Origin of the sequence: Streptomyces amakusaensis (assembly GCF_039532665.1) — a bacterium.
GTDB lineage: Bacteria > Actinomycetota > Actinomycetes > Streptomycetales > Streptomycetaceae > Streptomyces > Streptomyces amakusaensis.
This window is the reverse complement of sequence record NZ_BAAASB010000006.1, coordinates 306,879-324,955: the sequence shown is the minus strand read 5'-3', so window position 1 is coordinate 324,955 and position 18,077 is coordinate 306,879. Positions and strand designations below refer to the sequence as shown.

The following is an 18,077-nucleotide window of genomic DNA, read 5'->3' as shown; positions in this document are numbered from 1 at the left end:
GCGGACGGCGGTCCGCGCGGGCCTCTCGACAGCTTCCGGGGAGGGTCCGGCTCACTCCGCCGGAGCGATCAGGGAACCCAGCAGCGGTACGGCCAGCCGCAGGATGTCCTCCAGGTCCGCCTCGGCGAGATCCGGCATCCGCAGCAGATGGCGCTGGGTCGCGATGCCCATCATCATCGCGCCGACCAGCGCCGAGCGGAGCCGGGCGTCCGGGCCGTCGATCGTCGCCGCGATCGGGTCGACCGCCTGCTCGGTGATCCGTCTGCGCAGCAGCTCGGCGGCCTCCTCGCCGGTCATGCTCGCCCGTACCAGCGCGGTCATCGGGCTGTCCGGGTCCTTGGACCAGCCGCTCAGCATGGTGCGGAGGTAGTTCTCCACCGACTCGGCGGGGTCCTCCGTGGTCAGCTCGGCGATCGGGATCTCCCAGCGCACCGCCTCGCGGAACAGATCCTGCTTGGTGCCGAAGTACTGGATGACGGAGGCCTTGTCGACCTCGGCCTCCGCCGCGATGGCCCTGATCGTGGCCCGCTCGAAGCCCACCCGCGCGAACTGCCTGCGGGCGGCCTCCAGGATCCGCCGCCGGGTCCGCTCCCCCTTGCTCTCGGGGACGCCTTCCCCGGTCGCCCTGGTCACACCGGCCGCCGTGCGGGTGCGGGCCGTCTTCGCCTCGTGCTCGTTCACAGAACGGACCCTAACCGCCCGCGCGAAACCGCTACAGCGGGTCGCCCTCGATCTCCGTGTACTCCTTGCGCAGCGTGTCGATGATCGCGTGGGCTCCGGGCAGCTCCACGCCGTCGACACCGCTGATCGCCCGGACGCCGATCGCCGCGTTGGTGGCGAAGGCCGCCCGCATCGCCGACACCTCACCGAGCCGGACCGGCCTCGTGTCGTGGCCGTGGACCGCCTTGAGGAGATCCATCGTCACCCCGGGCAGACAGTCCGCCTCCGGCCAGATCACCCGCTCGCCGTCGAAGAAGCCGATGTTCCACGTCGCCCCCTCCGACACGAACCGGTCCTGATCGGTGAAGAGCGCGTCGTCGAATCCGCCCAGCTGGGCCTGGCGGCGGTGGTGGAGGCCGCCGAAGAGACCGACGCTCTTCACCCCCGGGACATCGCGTACGTACGCCGTCGACCGCACCCTCAGCGCCGGCAGCGGCAGCGCGCCCGCCGGCCGGGAGGTCACGAGCACCTGGGGGTCGTCCGCCGTGCTCGGGTGCCCGAGGTCCAGACCGGGGTCGAAGACCGTGACCCGCACCGTGGTCGAACCCGTGCCGGGAACGGCCCGCCGCGCCAGTTCACGGACGCGCGACGGGTCCAGCTCCGCGCCGAAGAGGGTCCGGCAGTCGCGCCGCAGCCGGTCGAGGTGCAGCGACAGCCCGCGCACCCGGCCGTCGTCGACCCTCATCGTCGTGAAATGGCCGTAGTTCGTCAGCGCCAGGGCCTGGAGCTGCCCCGGCTCGGCCGGGGCCCCGTTGAGTTCTGCCATACGGCTCAGGATGCCACCGGGCGGGTTCTCCCCGTCCGGTGTACGGCGAACCCGCCACGCTGACGAGCCGGTTCAGGAGCCGGAGGAGTCCCCGGAATCGCCCATGGTCTCGACGATCGCCCTGCCGCCGACGAAGGCCACGCCGAGGGCGAGTGCGGCAGTGGCGCCGACCAGTACTCTCTTGAGCGCCCCGTCCAGGAAGTGTTTGCTCTCACTGTCCTTTTGGAACTGCATCCTCGCGGTTTCCTGGATCTGCTCGATCAGGAACTTCTTCTCGTCCCAGCTCAGGTTGTCCTTGCCGAGTTCGCCCCTGAGGATGTCCCTGACGTCCTGGCAGGCCCGGTGGACATGCTCCTGGCTCTGGTTGTTGGCCGAGAGCGTGGACTCGTGGGCTCTCTCGATCGCGCTCACGGCGTCCTTGGCGAAGTCCTTGAACGCGGGGAACTGCTCAACGATCTTGAGGGCCACCTCGGTGTCCATATCGGGCATCATGGTCGCGAACTTGATCATCTTGTCCTTGGAGAGGTGCCTCCAGGACTCGATCCCCAGTTCCTTCTTGATCTCGGCTTCGTCCCTGTACTTCATGCCGTCGCTCCCCCCTTGGCCCCATCAGCGGAGCAGCCAGGGGACCGAAGGTCCACCGATGCCGCTGCTCGCTCCAGACTCCCCTGAGTCGATCTGCCCGCAAATCTAACGCGAGCCGGCCGGCGACGATCGCGTCCACCAGTCCGCGACCCCATGATCGGGCGCGCCTGTGCGGTGTGCTCGACGGGCCTCAGTCGTGATTGTGGGTGGAGGAGGTGTCCGCCGGGGGCTCGGCGCGACCGCCGTCGCGGCCCGTGACGAGGACCGCGAGGAGTACGGCGAGGGTGGCTCCGGCGAGGACGCGGCCGGTGAGGCGGAGGGTCCAGCCGGTTGTGGAGCCGGGGTGGGCGCCGGGGGCGGACAGGCGCTGGGAGCGGCGGGCGGGGCGGAGGAGGCGGAGGAGGAAGAGGGCGGCGATGGGGAGTTGGAGGAGCCAGATCGAGGTGCGGAACCAGCCGTCGTACCAGACGTTGGTGCCGTACAGCAGGGTGTGCCAGACGCTCAGGACGTAGACGGCGATGACGAAGCGGTGCAGCACCCGCCAGGTGGTGGGGCCGATGCGGTGGCGTATGTAGAAGAGCAGCCCGAGCGGGATCGCGAGATAGAGGGCCGCCTGCCCGATCGGGATGGCGATGCGGCCGGTGCCGGAGGCGTAGCCGCCGGGGACGAAGGACTCGACGAAGGCCGTCCAGGCGGCGGCGTACCACGCGTCGGTGTCGTGGCGGATCAGCTCGGCGGCGAAGAGCAGCGCGTGGGCGGCGATCAGCGAGATGGTGTTGAGGCTGGTGGTGCGGTGCAGCCGTTCCAGCCGGGGGACGGACATCGGGAGCCAGGCCGGGCGGGGGCCGGAGAGCAGCAGGCCGAGGACGACCGTGCCCCAGGCCCAGAGCAGGGCGGACCAGCCGAAGGCCTGGCTGAGGAAGTACATCCAGAAGCCGCCGGGGTCGTCCGCCATGAAGGGCATGACGGTGGCGGTGGAGGAGGCGCGGGAACGGATCCGCGCGTAGAGGAGTACGAAGATCGCGGCGGTGATGACGAGCGCGACCGCTCCGTCGAGGACCCCGGCGCGCAGATCGGACCGCAGGGTGATCCGGGGGCGCGCGGGCGCGGACGCGGGCGTGCCCCCGCCCGACTGCTGCGGCACTCGGGCGGCGGGGGCCGTGTCCCCGGCGGTCGGCTCCGGATCCGGCGCGGTCCGGTCCGTGTTCGGCTGCATCGGCTGCGCTCCTTCGCTCGGATACCCGCGCGGGCCCGGAGCGCGTGCGGGGCGTCTCGTCTCAGAAGTCGGGCGGGTCGCCCGGAAAGTTCCCCGCATCTTGAAGTGACGCGCATCACTCGATTCCCTGTCCGCTCATACCGCCCGATCGGACGAACTGTCGGCATCAGCCGGTCTTTCCCAGTCCCTGGGTCCCACTGGCACCATGACCACCATGGGAGCCGGATCCGCACTCCGCCTCGCCCACACCGCGGTGCTCGCCGCGGTGGGCGTCGTGGTGTCCGGACTCGGCCACGATCTCTCCTCCGGGGCGTCCGTCTCGGTCTGGGGATATCTCTTAGCCCTGCCGCTCGCGGGTGCCGCGGCCTGGCGGCTCACCCGTACGGAGCGTTCCGCGCGGGCCGTGGTCGGCACGAGCGCGGTCGGCCAGCTGGCGCTGCATGTGCTGTTCGGACTGGTGTCGCCGCACGGCGCGCACGGTGCGCACGGCGGCCCGCACGGCGCGGGGCACTCCGGCGCGCACGCCCTGTCCCATCCGCCGGCCCCACCCGCCGGGGCGCTCGACATCACCGCGCTCGCCTCCCCGGGGGCCGCCATGGCCGGGGCGCACCTGCTGGCCGGGGCCGTGTGCGGCTGGTGGCTCTGGCGCGGGGAACGCGCCCTGGTCCAACTCGCCCGCGCCCTCGACCTCTTCGGCGGGGGCCGGCTGCGGCTCGCCCTCGCGATCCTGAGCGGCGGATGCGCCGCACTGCCCGCCGGCCCCGCGCCGGCCCCCACCCGGGCGGCCCCGGCCGGGCCGCCGGCCTCCCTCGTCCTCCTGCGCGCCCTCTCCCGGCGCGGGCCGCCGCTCCTTCCGTCCTGATCTCTCGTCACCTCGTCATCCATCACCACCCTGACGGGTTTCACCCGGACATGAAGGACGTTTTGTGATGCTTTCTTCCACTGAACGCGATACCGAGATCACCGGCTGGGCACTGGCCGCCGGGCTCGGGGACGAGCGGGCCGCCGAACTCTTCGTCGGCGCCACCTACGACGACGTACGGCGGTTCGTCGCCCATCTCACCGCCGACACGCGCGGCGCGGAGGATCTCACCCAGGAGACCTATCTGCGCGCGCTGCCCAGCCTGCGCCGGTTCGCCGGGCGCTCCTGCGCCCGGTCCTGGCTGCTGGCCATCGCCCGCCGGGTGGTCGTCGACCGCTACCGGCGGGCCTCGGCCAGGCCCCGTATCGCCGACACCACCGACTGGCTCGGCGCGGCGGACCGCGCCCAGCCGCGCCAGCTCCCCGGCTTCGAGGAGTCGGTCGCCCTCGCCGACGCGCTGCGCGCGCTGGAGCCGGGGCGGCGGCAGGCCTTCGTCCTCACCTGTGTGATGGGGATGCCCTACGCGGAGGCGGCCGACGTCCTCGGCTGCCCCGTCGGGACCATACGGTCCCGGGTGGCGCGGGCGCGCCGGGATCTGGCCGCGATCTGGGATGGGGGGTCCGAGGGGGTGGACGGGCGGGAGCCCGTCGGTTCGCGGGGGGTGGTGGCGGCCTGAGGGGGTGCCCTTGGGGTGACGGTCCTGAATTGACGGCCAGGCCCAGTCCGCGCCCCTGAGGTGCGGGGTCCGTCCTCAATCTCCCCCCTGGGCTTCGCCCGGGGGGGGACCCCCAGACGGGCTCAACTTTTGACGCCCTTGCCGGTGCAGGCCGCTGAGGTGCGGGGTCCGTCCTCAAACTCCCCCTGGGCTTCGCCCGGGGGGACCCCCGGACGGGCTGGAATGAGCGCCCTTGCCCGGTGCAGGGCCTTGAGGTGCGGGGCCCTTCCGGGAAGGGTGCCAATTTTCAGCCCGTCCGGCGCTTGAGGACGGACCCGCCCGGAAAGGACCCCGCACCCCGTCAGGCGGTTCAGGCCGGGTGGGCCGCCTGGCGTTCGACTTTCGCGGCGAATTCGGCCCAGATTTTGGCGTGGTCGCGGGCGAGTTGGGCGACGACGCCGCCCCAGTGCGGGGGAACGTTGTCAACGAGGTGGTCCCAGCCGGCGGCCTCCAGGGTGTGGACGTTGAGGAGGCGCAGCAGGGTACGGCCGCTTTCGCTGAGGCGGAGGGAGGGGTCCGCGCGGAGGCGGGCGACGAGGACGGCGCGGTCCTGGACGGCGGCGCGGGCGGCGCGGGCCACCCGGGCGGGCGGGGGCGGCGCGGCGCGGCCCCCGCGACCGCGCGCGCCTTGGCCGCGCTGCTCGGGGACGGTTTGGCCGCGCTGCCCCGGGACCGGGTCCTCGCCCCGGCTGAGCCGGTTGCGGACATCGCGTGCGGTCTCGGGCGAGATCCCCGCGGCCTGCGCGATCTGGCGCAGGGAGAGCTGGGGGTTCCGGGTCATCAGATCGCTCGCCAGCCGCCGGCCCACCGCGCGGTTGACCGGGCGGACCCGGCCGTCCTGGCCGATGCGGGCGCTGCCGAGAAGTCCCGCGCCGGGCAGGCGTTTTCGCATTCCGGCGACGGTCCTGGCGGCGATGCCGGTGACGGAGGCGACCATCCGGTCCGACCACTGCGGATGGGAGGTGATGATGCGTTCGGCCGCCTGTTTGCGGTCGGCCAGGGAGAGCGGCAGCCCGTGGGCGATGTTCATGCTGACGGCGATCACGAAGGCGTCGGCCTCGTCGCCGTCGAAGAAGCGGACGCCGATCGTGGGCAGCCGGCGGAGCTTGGCGGCCTTGAGGCGGTGCATGCCGTCGATGACCCGAAGGGTGGGCCGGTGCACGATGATGGGAGGAAGTTCCTCGTGCGCGGTGGCGAGTGTCTCGACATGGTCGGCGTTCTCTCCGAGGATGCGCGGCGAGTCCGCGGAGAGCAGTGAGCCGACATCGACTTGGACGACTGGTTCATGGACGAACTGAGCGTGCTTGGTCCCCGATTCCACTGAGACTCCTCACGATGTGATCCCACCCGGGAGCGAACACCCCGTGCCCGTCCGCGAAGCGACCCGCGCACGAACCGACCCGACCCGACCGGGACCGCGCAGCGTTGGGCGGTGTCGCGTCGATCGGGTTCGCCGGAGTGGTCGTGGTCTGCTGAAGAAGACGTAGTGGCGGAAAACTTCCCCCGTCGCGCACCCTCCCCGACGCACGATCTCCAAGGTGGAAGCCCCCGCTTCACCCCTTTGCCAGGCGTCCGGGTCCCCCTGACCCTCGCACCGGCTTTGCGCAAATGCGACTATAACAATCCGTGTTCTCGTGCGTACCCATACAGATCCCCTAAACCACCGACCGCCATCCCCTACCGCTCTTCGACGCTCCTTCAGGCGGCGCGGCGGACAGCGCGAAAGGAGGTACGGACCACCACCCCACGAGTGGTCCGTACCTCCCTCGGCCCCCTGCGGACGGCCCCCAATGCCGTCCGCGCCAGGCGGTCACGCGGTCGTGCGGTCGTACGCCATCCGGTCATCCGGTCATACGGTGCGCAGCGCCTCGGTCGGAGAGAGCCGCGCCGCCCGGATGGCGGGCAGCAGTCCGGCGAGCGCGCCGATCAGGATCGCGGAGACGATGCCTCCGACCCAGGATTCGACCGGGATCACCACGGCCCAGCCCTGGGTCTTGGCGTAGACGGCGGTGGCGGCGACGCCCGCGGCGACGCCGACCGCGCCGCCGATCAGGGCCAGGGCGACGGCCTCCGCCAGGAACTGCGTTCTGATCTGCCGCCTGGTCGCGCCGAGCGCGCGCCGCAGCCCGATCTCCGAGCGGCGTTCCAGAACCGAGATGATCATGATGTTGGCGACGCCGACCGCGCCGACGATCAGCGCTACCGCGCCCAGCCCCAGGAAGAGGCTGTTGAAGGCGCCCTCGGCCGCCGCGCGGGCGGTCAGCGCGTCGGAGGGCTGGGTCACGTCGACCTCGCCGGCCGCCTTGGGGTTCGCGGTCCGTGCCAGTACCGACTGGACCGCGCCCACCCGCTCGTGGACGGCGCGGACATAGACCGTGCTGGGGTGGCCGTCGGCCGGCTTCCCGTTCGAGACGCCGGTGTGGTTGAGGTACTGGCGGGCGGCCGGGTAGCCGATCAGCGCGCTGGTGTCGATCTCCGTGGTCAGCGTCGCGGGCCGCAGAATGCCCGCGACATAGAACCACTGGCCGCCGAGCCAGACGCGCTGGCCGGGGTAGACGCGGTTGATGCCCATCCGCTGGGCGGCGGTCGCGCCGAGCACGGTGACGGGCTTGGTGGCCGAGGCCTCGTTCAGCCAGCGGCCGTGGGCGACATCGGTGGTGATCACCGAGGGCAGATTGAGGCTGGCGGCCCTGATCTGGAGCCCGTTGGTGTGGGTGGCGGGGACCAGCGGGCTGCGGTACGCCTTGGCGTCGGTGACCGTCCCCACATGGGCCACCTGCTCGACCGGGGCCAGCATCGAGAGCCGGGCCGGGGCCTCGCGCGGCAGCTGCGCCTCCTTGCCGCTGAGCGTCTGGCCGTTGGTGGCCTTGAGCAGATTGGTGCCCAGCCGGTCGATCTCGGCGAGCAGTCCGGCCTGCGAGGACGAGGACAGTCCGAGTACGGCGACGATCGCGGCCACGCCGATGGCGATGCCGAGCGCCGACAGCGCGGCGCGCAGCGGCCTGGAGCGGATGCCGACGCTCGCCAGTCTGGCCTGGTCGCCCAGGCGCAGCCGGGCGGGGGCGGTGATGGCCTCGGTGTTCACGGGCGTCCCCCGACGACGGCGTCCGCCGCGCTGTCGGAGACGATCCGGCCGTCCAGGACATGCACCTGGCGCGGCAGCCGGGCGGCCAGCTCGTTGTCATGGGTGATCACGAGAATCGTCGCGCCCTCCGCGTTGAGCCGGTGCAGCAGCGCGACGATGGACGCGCCGTTGGTGCTGTCGAGATTGCCGGTCGGCTCGTCGGCGAGGAGGATCGCCGGGCGTCCCACCAGCGCGCGGGCGATCGCGACCCGCTGGCGCTCGCCGCCGGACATCTTCCCGGGCCGGAACCGCCGGCGGTGCGCCAGGCCGACCTGTTCGAGCGCTTCGGCGGCCCGCCGCCGGCGCTCGCCGACCTCGACCCCCGCGTACAGCAGTCCGTCCGCGACGTTCTCCAGCGCGGTGGTGTGCGCCGCGAGAAAGAACTGCTGGAAGACGAAGCCGATGCTGCGGGCGCGCACGGCGGCGAGCTGCTGGTCGTCCAGGTCGGCGATGTCGATGCCGTTGATCCGCACGACGCCGTCGGTGGGCCGCTCCAGGGTGCCCATCACCTGGAGCAGGGTCGTCTTGCCGGAGCCGGACGGCCCGACGACGGCGACGAGTTCGCCCTGCCGGACGGTGAGGGAGACACCGCGCAGCGCGGAGACGGGGGGCTGCTCGCCGTAGGTCTTGGTGACGGCGGCCAGCTCCAGCACGGGCCGGGCCGGGGGGAAGGCGGGCGCGGTCATGTGGCGGGCACCGCCACCCGGTCGCCCGGGGCGAGCTCCCCGATGACCTGGACCTGACCGCCCGCGTCGTCGAAGAGGCCGAGGGTGACGGGCACGGTGTGGCGCTTGCCGGCCGTGTCGACGCGTTCGACGGCGAATCCGCCGCCCGCGAGACCGGCCAGCGCGGTCACCGGCACGGTCAGGGCCTTCTTCACCCCGTCGGTGGTGATCTGCACCTGGACGGGGGCCTGGTCCAGGGTTCCCGCGTCCTTCGGGTTCTTCAGCGTGATGTAGACGGGGAGGGTGGCGGTGGACGCGCCCGAGGCGGACGCCTCGTCCTTCCCCCCGGCCGAGCTCGCGATGGTGCCGATCCGGCTGACCTTCCCGAGGGCGGTGCGATTGTCCGGCAGCGTGACCCGCGCCGGGTCGCCGACGTTCACCCCGGTCTGCTGGGAGGCGTTCAGCTCGACCCGCACCTGACGGGCGGTGGTCCCGGCCTCCAGCACCGGGGCCCCGGGCGCGGCCCGGGTGCCGGGGGCGGCGACCACCTTGGTGATCCGCAGCGGACCGGGCAGCAGCACCGCGTCCCCCAGCTTGAGCCGGCCGGTCTCCTCCGCGCCGACGGCGTCCTGAAGGTTGATCAGTGCCTCCTCGGTCTCGGCGGTGAAGTCGTCGAAGTCGTCGGATTCGGCGTCGAGTTCGGAGGAGGTGGCGTGCCCGAGAGCGAGCAGATTCCGGTTGAGCGCCTTGACGTCCCGGCCGGAGTCGCCCTGTTCGAGGTCGCGGTAGAAGGGCCGGGATCCGCAGAGCAGCGGTACGGGGGTGTCGGCCACGCCGTAGAGGGTCTGGCCGCACTTGATCACGTCGCCCACGCCCGGCAGCGAGGTGTAGATCCCCCTGGCCTGGTTGACCGCCGTGTACGCGCTGCCGTCGGGGCGGGCCGCGTACGACAGGGTGCCGACCTGGTTGATCTGGGCGGAGAGCGGGCCCTGCCGTACGGTCGCGACCGCGCCCACGCCGTCGCCCTCCCGCGCGGGCGTGGCCGGGCTCCCCCCGAAGGGGTCGGTCATCACGACCGCCGCCGCCGTCGCGGCCACCAGGGCCACGGCGGCGGCGACCAGCAGCGGACCGCGCCGCCGGGGCCCGGGCGGACGCGGGCGGTCCTTCCTCGGACGCCTCGGCCAGGGGGATCCGGCGGCCGTCACTTCCGTCTCCCCGGAAGTCTCCGGCGCGGTCTCCGGTGTCCCGGAGTTCATCGCGGCCACCGCCGGGCTCAGCTGCCGCCGGGCGCGGCGCCGCCCGGCATGTGCTGGCGGCAGGCTTCCTCGGCCTTCTTGAACGGGGCCGACTCGGGGTCGAGCCCCGGTCCCCGGTTGAGCTGGATCCGGCCGCCGACCGGGTCGGGGAACTCCTTGACGCCGTTCTCCCGCATGCAGGTGACGAACTTCAGCAGCGCCTTCTCCCGGCCTGCGTCCTGGCCCGAACCGGCGAGACCTGGCGGCTCCTTGTCCTTGCACGCGGCCAGCGCCGACTTGTAGGTGGCGTTCTCCGGGTCGAGCGGGCCGCCGCGCTGCACCTGGAGCCGGAGCCGGCCGTCGACCGGGTCGGGGAACTCCGCGACGCCGTTGTCCCGCATGCACTGGGAGTACTTCACCAGGGCGGCGGCCCGGTCGCCCTCGGCGGCGCTGTTCCCTTGCTGCTGCTTCTTCCCGCCGGAGTCGCCGCCCGAGTCCGATTCCCCGCAGGCGACGGCGGTCAGGCTCAGAACCGTGATCGCGGCGAACACCAGGCCCGCTCTCCTGGTGGTGCGGGCCGTGCCCGGCAACTGCGTTCCGCTCATGTGCTGGTCCCTCCGTGTGCGTGTGCCGACGGCTCCGTGCCCGGCCCGACGGGCCGGTCCCCCCGGTGCCGCCGGGGCGTTCCGGTGTGACGCACTCCGTTCTACGAGGCCTCCGGTCACAGGGCGGTCCGAACATCTGGAACCCGCCTGTGACCGCCCGGCGGCGGGTACGTTGAGGACGGGGGTCACTGAAGGGGCGGGCGCTGTGACCGCTGTGCGACCGGCGGCCCGGCAGGATCCTGCGAGACACGACCGAGGGGCGGGCGATGAGGGTTCTGGTGGTGGAGGATCAGACCGAGCTGGCCGCGTCGGTGGCGCGGGTGCTGCGGCGGGCGGGGATGGCGGTCGATGTCGTCCACGACGGCTCGGAGGCGCTGGAGCGGTGCTCCCTCGTCGAGTACGACGTGGTGGTCCTGGACCGGGACATCCCCGGCGTCCACGGCGACGAGGTGTGCCGGACGCTGGTGGCCGGCGCGACCTCGCGGGTGCTGATGCTCACCGCGTCCGGCACCATCGCCGACCGGGTGGAGGGGCTCAGCCTCGGCGCGGACGACTACCTCCCCAAGCCCTTCGCGTACGCCGAACTGATCGCGCGGATCCGGGCGATCGGACGGCGCTCGCAGCCGGCGCTGCCGCCGATACTGGTCCACGGCGATCTGAGCCTGGACCCGGGCAAGCGCATCGCGACCCGGGGCGGCGAGGATCTCGCGCTCAGCCCCAAGGAGCTGGCGGTGCTGGAGTACCTCCTCACCGCGCGGGGCCGCGCGGTCTCCGCCGAAGAGCTGCTGGAGCGGGTGTGGGACGAGGCCGCCGACCCGTTCACCACCACCGTCAAGGCCACGGTCAGCAGGCTGCGCTCCAAGCTCGGCAGCCCCGCCCTGATCGACACCGTCCCCCGCGGCGGCTACCGCATCTGAGAGGCCGATGCCATGTCCCGAGCGCTGTCGAAGCCCCGGGCCGCCCTTCGGCGGCTCGCCGCCCGGCTGCGGCCCAGCCGGGTCCGCACCCGGCTGACGCTGCTCTACGGCGCGCTGTTCACGGTCTCCGGGATCGTGCTGCTGGGCATCCTCTTCCTGCTGGTCAGCCAGTCGCCCAAGAGTGTGTTCCACGAGATCAAACGAGGTCCGGGACCGGCGGTGACCGTCGATCCCGGGCCGGGGCCCGCCTCCGGGCCGCTGACCGACCTGGGCAAGGAGATGCGGGAGCAGGCCGACCGGCAGCGCCACGCCGAGTTGCGGAACCTGCTGGTCCACTCGGGGATCGCGCTCGCCATCATGACGCTGATCTCCCTCGCGCTGGGCTGGCTGCTGGCCAACCGGGTGCTGCGCCCGCTCTCCACGATGAACACCACCATCCAGCGGATCAGCGCCCGCAATCTCCATGAGCGGCTGGCCGCCGAGGGCCCGCCGGACGAGATGAAGGCGCTCTCCGACACCGTCGACGGGCTGCTGGAGCGGCTGGAGACGGCACTCGCCGCGCACAAGCGCTTCGTCGCCAACGCGGCGCACGAGCTGCGCACCCCGCTCACCCTCGAACACGCGCTGATCGAGGAGATGCTCATCGACCGGGACGCGGGCCGGGGCGAGCTGCGGAAGACCTTCCAGCGCGTCCTGGAGATCTGCCAGCAGCAGGGCCGGCTGCTGGAGTCGCTGCTGACGCTCACCACCGGCGAACGCGGCCTCGACCGCAGGGAGCCGCTGGACCTCTCCGAGCTGACCGGGCAGGTGCTCGACGCCGCCCGCGCCGAACTGGACGCACGGGGGCTGAGCCTGGCGACCCGGATCGGCCCCGCCCCCGCCGCCGTCCTGGGCGATCCGGCCCTGCTGGAGCGGCTCATCGCCAACCTCCTGGACAACGCCACGGACTACAACGTGCCCGGCGGCCGGGTGGAGATCGAGTGCGGGGTACGGGAGGGGCGGGCCGTGGTCTCGGTCGCCAACACCGGCAAAGAGGTCCCCTCCGAACAGCTGGAGCGGCTCTTCGAGCCCTTCCACCGGCTCGACCGCACGGCAGGGCGCGACGGCCACCACGGCCTCGGCCTCTCCATCGTGCGCGCCATCGCCCTCGCCCACGACGCCTCCCTCGCCGTGAGCGCCCGCGCCGGCGGCGGGCTCTCGGTGCAGGTCTCCTTCCCCGTGCCGGCGGACCCCGTACCGGCCGAGCCCGGCGGACAGACCGAGCGCCCCGCCCTCAACCGCGCCTGACCCACCGCGCCTGACCCACCGCGCCCGACCCACCGCGCCGACACGCCCGACCCCGCCCACCGGCGGGCCAATGCCGCCGTGCCGGGCCCGCGCTGTCCTTGGATGGAACGTCAGCATCCCCCCATTCAGGGAGACCCCATGTCCTTCCGTTCCGCCGCCGCGACCGCCGTGCTCGCCGCCGGCCTCCTCCTGGGCGGCTCGGGCGCCGCCTCCGCCGGCAGTGACGCCGACGGCGCAGCCGCCGAGTCCCCCGGCGTCGTCTCGGGCAATGTGATCCAGGTGCCCGTCCACATCCCGCTCAACGTCTGCGGCAACACCGTCGACGTCCTCATCGCGGCGCTCAACCCGGCCTTCGGCAACCTCTGCGTCAACAGCGACACCCCGGCCTGACCCCGGCCGGAGCACACCCGGGGCCCGGGGGGCCGCACTCCCCCGGGCCCCGGACCGCGGCGCTACGAAGCGGACACCTCCTCGCCCGCCGCGCGCGCCGCGAAGGTCGCCTCGAACTCCTCGATGTCGTCCTGACCGAGTGAGATCAGGGAGAAGTCGGACGGCGTATGGCCGCCGCCGGCCCCTTCGGCGACATGGGCGACCAGCCCCTTCAGCACCTCGACCCAGCCGGTGAGCAGCTCTTCGAGCACCTGCGTGCCCAGCAGCCCCACCGGGCTCTCCAGCGTCACCGTCAGCTCCGGCCCGCCCGGCAGGTCCCGGACCGCGCCGCCCGCCTCCAGGATGTGCCGGGCCGCCATCCCGGGATCGATGGTGCCGCCCATCGCCCGCTCCCCGGCCGGCCGCCAGCCGCCCCCGCCGGACGGCTCGCCGTCACCGGCCGCCGCGCCGAAGCGGCCCATGTAGTTGAACGCGACCTGCGGCACCGGGAGCGCGGCCAGCGTCGGCGCGGTCGCCGGGTTGAGACGGCGGAGCATCCCGTACCCCAGACCGTCGCCCGGCACACTCCGCAGCTGCTCCTTGATCCGCTTGACCAGCCGTCCGGCCGCCGCGCCGCCGGAGCGGACCTCCGCGAAGTCGAGCACCCCGGGGTCGAGGCGTACCGGATGGACGCCGGTGAACCAGCCGACCGTACGGGTGAGGTCCATCGCCCCGGTCAGCGGCTCGCGGCCGTGGCCCTCCAGCGCGACCAGCATCCCGCCGTCGAAGCCCTCGCCCCGGCCGCGCCGCCACGAGCCGACGGCGGCGACGAGGGAGGCCAGCAGAACATCGTCCACCCCGGCGTGGAAGGCGGCCGGCACGCTGGTCAGCAGCTCGGACGTGACCTCGGCCGGGAGGGTCAGCGGCACCCGGTCGAAGCCGAGCGCGAGCTTGTCCTCCGCCGGGTTCAGCGGGCGCTCGCCGAGCACCTGCTCGGAGCCCGCGAGCATCGCGGTCCACAGCGGCAGCTCGCTCACCCGCGCCTGGCCGCGCGCCTGCTCGGCCAGCTCGGCGGACCAGCGCCGGAAGGAGGTGCCGACCGGTTCGAGGACCGGTCGGGCGCCGGACTCCAGGGTCAGATACGCGAGCGCCAGATCGGGTACGAGGATCCGCCAGGACACCCCGTCCACGACGATGTGGTGCGCCGCGACCAGCAGCCGTCCGGGCGCGTCCGGACCCAGATCGAACCAGACGGCCTGGACCATCACCCCCGTGTACGGGTCGAGACGGTCCGCCGCCGCCCGCGACTCGGCGTTGACCAGGGCGGACAGCTCCTCCTCGGTGAGCCCCCGGGCGTCCGCGCGGCGTATGCACCCCGCCGCCCGGACCCCGTCGGCCGCCTCGGGCACGAAGAGCCGCTCAACGGCTTCCGGGCCCTCGTCGGAGCCGGAGGAGGGGGCGACCAGCCGGGCCCGCAGCAGATCGTGGTGGTCCAGCACCGCCTGGAGCGCCGCCGCCAGCCGTCCGGTGTCCAGCCCGGCGGGGACGGCCAGCAGCATCGACTGCGTACCGGCGCGGGCCACCGAGCCGGACTGCTCGGCCAGTTCGCGCATCACCGGGGTGAGCGGCACCTCGCCGGTCGCCACGTCGTCGGCCTCGCCGGAACGCTCACCGGCGGCCACCGTGCCCGCGACCCGGGCCAGTTCGGCCGGGGTCTTCAGCTCGAACACCTGCCGGGGGGTGATCACCACCCCGGCCCGGCGCGCCCTGGACACCACCAGCATGGACATGATCGAGTCGCCGCCGAGGCCGAAGAAGGAGTCCTCGGCCCCCACCTTCTCCAGGCTCAGCACCTCGGCGAAGAGCGTGCACAGCAGCTCCTCGACCGGGGTCGCGGCGGCCCGGCCCACGACCCGGCCGGCGAAGTCCGGCGCGGGCAGCGCCTCCCGGTGCAGCTTGCCGTTGACCGTCACCGGCAGCCCGTCCAGGGCGATCACGGCGACGGGCACCATGTACTCGGGCAGCCGCTCGGCGACGTACTCCCGCAGCGCCTCCTGGTCGAGCGGCTCCGCCGTGGCCGGTACGACATAGGCGACCAGGCGCTTGACGCCCGGCTGGTCCTCGCGGGCGATCACGGCGGTCTGTTTCACCGCCGGGTGCGCGGCGAGCACCGCCTCGATCTCGCCGGGCTCGATCCGGTACCCCCGGATCTTCACCTGGTCGTCGGCGCGCCCGGCGAAGAGCAGCTCCCCGGCGGGGCTCCAGCGCGCCAGATCACCGGTCCGGTACATCCGGCGGCCGGGGCGGCGGGAGCCGTCGGGGCCGGGGAAGGGGCAGGCCACGAAGCGTTCGGCGGTCATCGCCGGGCGGCCGACATAGCCGCGCGCGAGCCCCGCGCCCGCGATGTACAGCTCGCCGGTCACCCCCGGGGGCACCGGCCGGAACGCCTCGTCGAGGACATAGGCGAAGGAGTTGTCCATGGGGCGGCCGATGGGCACCAGATCGGGCACCTCGTCGCCCGCGACGAAGGGGACCTGGGTGGTGAAGGCGGTGGTCTCGGTGGGTCCGTAGGTGGAGCGCACCACCATCCCGGGGTGGGTCCGAAGCAGGATCCGGATCGCGTTGGCGGAGACCACGTCACCGCCGGTCGACACCTCGCGCACCCCGGCGAAGATCTCCGGGTGCTGCTCGGCGAGCACGCCGAACAGCCCCGCCGTGGCATGCACATTGGTGACCTCGCGCTCGGCGATGAGCCGCCCGCGCGCCACGGCGTCGACCTCGCCGGGGGGCACGACCACCAGATGGCCGCCCCGGAGCAGGGGCGTCCACAGCTCGTAGGTGGAGGCGTCGAAGGCGTGGTTGGCCTGGACGAGGACCCTCTCCACGGTCTTCTCGCCCCAGCTGCCGTCCAGGCAGAAGCCGAGGACATTGCCGTGGGTCGCGCCGACTCCCTTGGGCTCGCCGGTGGAGCCGGAGGTGTAGAGGACGTACGCGAGGTTCTCGGCGGACACGGGGACGCCGGGGTCCTGGGCGTCCGGCCCCTCGGCGAGGCTCTCGAAGTCGACCGGGAACAGCTCGGCGGAGAAGACCCGCTCGCCCGCGAGCCGGTCGGCGGTCGCCCGGTCCAGCAGGACGAGGGAGACCTCCGCGTCGGCGGAGCGCCCGTGCAGCGGCACATACGCGCCGCCCGCCTTGACCACCGCGAGGAGCGCGGTCACCAGGGCGTCGGAGCGGTCCAGCACCACCCCGACCCGCGACTCGGGGCCCACCCCGGCGGCGATCAGCCGGTGCGCGAGACGGTTGGCGCGGGCGTTCAGCTCCGCGTACGTGAGGGTCCGCCCGCCGAAGGTGACGGCGGGGGCGTCGGGCGCGGCCCGGACCCGGCTCTCGAAGCGGGTGGCGAGGGAGCCCTCGGGCAGCGGGCGGTCGGTGTCGTTCCAGCGCTCCAGGATCAGCCGGCGCTCGCTCTCGTCCAGCGTCTCGATCCGGCCGACGAGGGTGCCGGGGTCGTCGGCGATCTGTTCGAGCAGCCGGACCAGCCGGGCCATCATGGCCTCGACGGCGCTCTCCTCGAAGACGTCGGGGCGGTAGTCGAAGCGGAGTTCCATGGCGTCGGCGGGGGTGACGACGAGGGTGAGCGGATAGTGGGCCGCCTCCTCGCCGCCCGCGCCGGTGATCCGTATCTCGCCGCGCCGGGGGGCCCGCTCGCCCGCGCCCTCGCCGGGGGGCGGGCCGCCCGCCAGCCGACCGGCCGCGCCGGGCGGGCGTCCTCCGTCGGGGCCGCCGCCGCCGTGCGGGGGGCCCTGCCGGGGGCCCCGGGGGCCGCCGCCCCGGGGGCCCCGGGGGCCGCCGCCCCGGGGGCCGCCGCCGGTGCGGGGCTGCTCCACGGGCCCGCGCGGATAGTTCTGGTAGACGACGAGCGCGTCGAAGGTCGCCCCGGGGCCCGCCGCCCGCTGGATCTGTGTCAGTCCGAGGTGCTGGTGCTCCAGCATCGCCGAGTGCTGGCCCTGGAGCCGCTCCAGGACCGCGCTGAACGGCAGCGAGGGGTCGAGCACCACCCGTACCGGCACCGTGTTGATGAAGAGCCCCAGCATCTTCTCCACGCCCGGCAGATCCGCCGGCCGCCCGGACACCGTCGCGCCGAACACCACGTCGGAGCGCCCGGACACCATCCCCACCAGCACCGACCAGGCGCTCTGCACCACGGTGTTGAGGGTGACGCCCCGGTTCCGCGCGAGCAGGCGCAGCCGCTCGGCCAGCTCGGCCCCGGCCTGGGAGACCACGTGCCGGAGCATCACCGGGGGGCCGCCCCGGTCGGCCGGGCCGACCAGCGTCGGTTCGGCCAGGTCGCCGAGCAGCTCCCGCCAGGCCTCCCGGGCGACGTCCTTGTCCTGCCGGGACAGCCACTCCAGATAGGTGCGGTACGGGGTGACCGGCGGGAGCGCCCGGGTGTCGCCGCCCGCGCGGTAGGCCGCCCACATCTCGTTGAAGAGGATCGGCAGCGACCAGCCGTCCATCAGGATGTGATGGATCGTCACCACGAGCCGGTGGCGCTCCGGTCCCAGCTTCACCAGCAGCACCCTCAGCAGCGGCGGCACCGCGAGATCGAACCGCGCCCGGTCCACGTCGGCCGCGCGGGCCTCCGCCTCCCGCGCCTCCGTCTCGCCCAGCCCGCTCAGATCCACCAGCCGCCACGGCAGCGGGGCCTTCTTCGCTATCACCTGGACCGCGTCGCCGCTGCTCCGCGCCTGGAATCCGGCGCGCAGACTGGCGTGCCGGTCGAGCAGCGCCTGCCAGGCGGCCCGCAGGGTCTCCGGCTCCACCTCCCCTTCCAGCGTCAGCACCCGCTGCCCGACATACACGTCGCGCGGCGCGTCCTCGTCGTAGGCGGCGTGGAACAGCAGCCCTTCCTGAAGTGGCGCGAGCGGCCACACATCCTCGACCTGCATCTGGCTCAACGTCTTCTCCTTCTCACCACCGGGAGTCACCGGCATGGGACGTGGTGCGGTAC

15 protein-coding genes are annotated in these 18,077 nt (G+C 73.3%); 5 read left to right on the top strand and 10 right to left on the bottom strand.

What is annotated here, in order from left to right; translation table 11 throughout:
* Positions 1-51: 51 nt before the first annotated feature.
* The 4 genes from ABD371_RS13610 to ABD371_RS13595 form a co-directional block, all read right to left on the bottom strand.
* Positions 52-681 (bottom strand): TetR/AcrR family transcriptional regulator, encoded by a 630-nt coding sequence (locus ABD371_RS13610; RefSeq protein ID WP_344476384.1) that lies wholly within the window; start codon positions 679-681, stop codon positions 52-54.
* A gap of 31 nt (positions 682-712) precedes the next feature.
* Entirely contained in the window at positions 713-1,486 is a 774-nt protein-coding gene (locus ABD371_RS13605; protein ID WP_344476382.1) for an aminotransferase class IV family protein, read from the bottom strand.
* A 72-nt stretch (positions 1,487-1,558) separates the two neighbouring features.
* Positions 1,559-2,071 (bottom strand): hypothetical protein, encoded by a 513-nt coding sequence (locus ABD371_RS13600; RefSeq protein ID WP_344476380.1) that lies wholly within the window; start codon positions 2,069-2,071, stop codon positions 1,559-1,561.
* Positions 2,072-2,261: 190 nt separating this feature from the next.
* The gene (locus ABD371_RS13595) at positions 2,262-3,287 is read right to left on the bottom strand and encodes a ferric reductase-like transmembrane domain-containing protein (RefSeq protein WP_344476378.1); all 1,026 of its coding nucleotides are present in this window, start codon (positions 3,285-3,287) and stop codon (positions 2,262-2,264) included.
* Between the two features lie 205 nt (positions 3,288-3,492).
* On the opposite strand from ABD371_RS13595, the gene ABD371_RS13590 reads away from it, so the two are divergent.
* Together ABD371_RS13590 and ABD371_RS13585 are read left to right on the top strand one after the other, a co-directional pair.
* Complete coding sequence (locus tag ABD371_RS13590) at positions 3,493-4,149, top strand: hypothetical protein (RefSeq protein WP_344476376.1); 657 nt, start codon at positions 3,493-3,495, stop codon at positions 4,147-4,149.
* A gap of 67 nt (positions 4,150-4,216) precedes the next feature.
* Positions 4,217-4,825, top strand: a complete 609-nt coding sequence (locus tag ABD371_RS13585; RefSeq protein ID WP_344476374.1) for a sigma-70 family RNA polymerase sigma factor — start codon at positions 4,217-4,219, stop codon at positions 4,823-4,825.
* A gap of 349 nt (positions 4,826-5,174) precedes the next feature.
* On the opposite strand, the gene ABD371_RS13580 is transcribed toward ABD371_RS13585, so the two are convergent.
* The 5 genes from ABD371_RS13580 to ABD371_RS13560 all read right to left on the bottom strand — a co-directional run bounded on the left by ABD371_RS13580 (position 5,175) and on the right by ABD371_RS13560 (position 10,493).
* Positions 5,175-6,185, bottom strand: coding sequence for a ParB/RepB/Spo0J family partition protein (locus ABD371_RS13580; RefSeq protein WP_344476372.1), 1,011 nt, complete (start codon positions 6,183-6,185; stop codon positions 5,175-5,177).
* A gap of 528 nt (positions 6,186-6,713) precedes the next feature.
* Positions 6,714-7,949, bottom strand: a complete 1,236-nt coding sequence (locus ABD371_RS13575; RefSeq protein ID WP_344476369.1) for an ABC transporter permease — start codon at positions 7,947-7,949, stop codon at positions 6,714-6,716.
* Positions 7,946-8,674, bottom strand: a complete 729-nt coding sequence (locus tag ABD371_RS13570) for an ABC transporter ATP-binding protein (protein ID WP_344476366.1) — start codon at positions 8,672-8,674, stop codon at positions 7,946-7,948. Before ABD371_RS13570 ends, ABD371_RS13575 begins: the two co-directional genes overlap by 4 nt.
* Positions 8,671-9,909, bottom strand: coding sequence for an efflux RND transporter periplasmic adaptor subunit (locus ABD371_RS13565; protein WP_344476364.1), 1,239 nt, complete (start codon positions 9,907-9,909; stop codon positions 8,671-8,673). Before ABD371_RS13565 ends, ABD371_RS13570 begins: the two co-directional genes overlap by 4 nt.
* A gap of 17 nt (positions 9,910-9,926) precedes the next feature.
* Positions 9,927-10,493 (bottom strand): hypothetical protein, encoded by a 567-nt coding sequence (locus ABD371_RS13560; RefSeq protein WP_344476362.1) that lies wholly within the window; start codon positions 10,491-10,493, stop codon positions 9,927-9,929.
* Positions 10,494-10,759: 266 nt separating this feature from the next.
* On the opposite strand from ABD371_RS13560, the gene ABD371_RS13555 reads away from it, so the two are divergent.
* The 3 genes from ABD371_RS13555 (at position 10,760) to ABD371_RS13545 (ending at position 13,087) form a co-directional block, all read left to right on the top strand.
* A complete protein-coding gene (locus tag ABD371_RS13555) occupies positions 10,760-11,410 on the top strand; it encodes a response regulator transcription factor (RefSeq protein WP_344476360.1) in 651 nt (216 codons plus the stop codon).
* A gap of 12 nt (positions 11,411-11,422) precedes the next feature.
* Entirely contained in the window at positions 11,423-12,697 is a 1,275-nt protein-coding gene (locus ABD371_RS13550) for a sensor histidine kinase (protein WP_344476358.1), read from the top strand.
* A gap of 138 nt (positions 12,698-12,835) precedes the next feature.
* A complete protein-coding gene (locus ABD371_RS13545) occupies positions 12,836-13,087 on the top strand; it encodes a chaplin (RefSeq protein ID WP_344476356.1) in 252 nt (83 codons plus the stop codon).
* A 62-nt stretch (positions 13,088-13,149) separates the two neighbouring features.
* On the opposite strand, the gene ABD371_RS13540 is transcribed toward ABD371_RS13545, so the two are convergent.
* On the bottom strand, positions 13,150-18,015 hold the full coding sequence (locus tag ABD371_RS13540) for an amino acid adenylation domain-containing protein (RefSeq protein ID WP_344476563.1): 4,866 nt from the start codon (positions 18,013-18,015) through the stop codon (positions 13,150-13,152).
* Positions 18,016-18,077 lie beyond the last annotated feature (62 nt).

Bases quoted from the DNA above. Each gene is read 5' to 3' on its own strand.
- ABD371_RS13605 (WP_344476382.1), bottom strand. From the start codon at position 1,486: ATGGCAGAACTCAACGGGGCCCCGGCCGAGCCGGGGCAGCTCCAGGCC.
- ABD371_RS13600 (WP_344476380.1), bottom strand. From the start codon at position 2,071: ATGAAGTACAGGGACGAAGCCGAGATCAAGAAGGAACTGGGGATCGAG.
- ABD371_RS13595 (WP_344476378.1), bottom strand. From the start codon at position 3,287: ATGCAGCCGAACACGGACCGGACCGCGCCGGATCCGGAGCCGACCGCC.
- ABD371_RS13590 (WP_344476376.1), top strand. From the start codon at position 3,493: ATGACCACCATGGGAGCCGGATCCGCACTCCGCCTCGCCCACACCGCG.
- ABD371_RS13585 (WP_344476374.1), top strand. From the start codon at position 4,217: ATGCTTTCTTCCACTGAACGCGATACCGAGATCACCGGCTGGGCACTG.
- ABD371_RS13570 (WP_344476366.1), bottom strand. From the start codon at position 8,674: ATGACCGCGCCCGCCTTCCCCCCGGCCCGGCCCGTGCTGGAGCTGGCC.
- ABD371_RS13565 (WP_344476364.1), bottom strand. From the start codon at position 9,909: ATGAACTCCGGGACACCGGAGACCGCGCCGGAGACTTCCGGGGAGACG.
- ABD371_RS13560 (WP_344476362.1), bottom strand. From the start codon at position 10,493: ATGAGCGGAACGCAGTTGCCGGGCACGGCCCGCACCACCAGGAGAGCG.
- ABD371_RS13555 (WP_344476360.1), top strand. From the start codon at position 10,760: ATGAGGGTTCTGGTGGTGGAGGATCAGACCGAGCTGGCCGCGTCGGTG.
- ABD371_RS13550 (WP_344476358.1), top strand. From the start codon at position 11,423: ATGTCCCGAGCGCTGTCGAAGCCCCGGGCCGCCCTTCGGCGGCTCGCC.
- ABD371_RS13545 (WP_344476356.1), top strand. From the start codon at position 12,836: ATGTCCTTCCGTTCCGCCGCCGCGACCGCCGTGCTCGCCGCCGGCCTC.
- ABD371_RS13540 (WP_344476563.1), bottom strand. From the start codon at position 18,015: ATGCAGGTCGAGGATGTGTGGCCGCTCGCGCCACTTCAGGAAGGGCTG.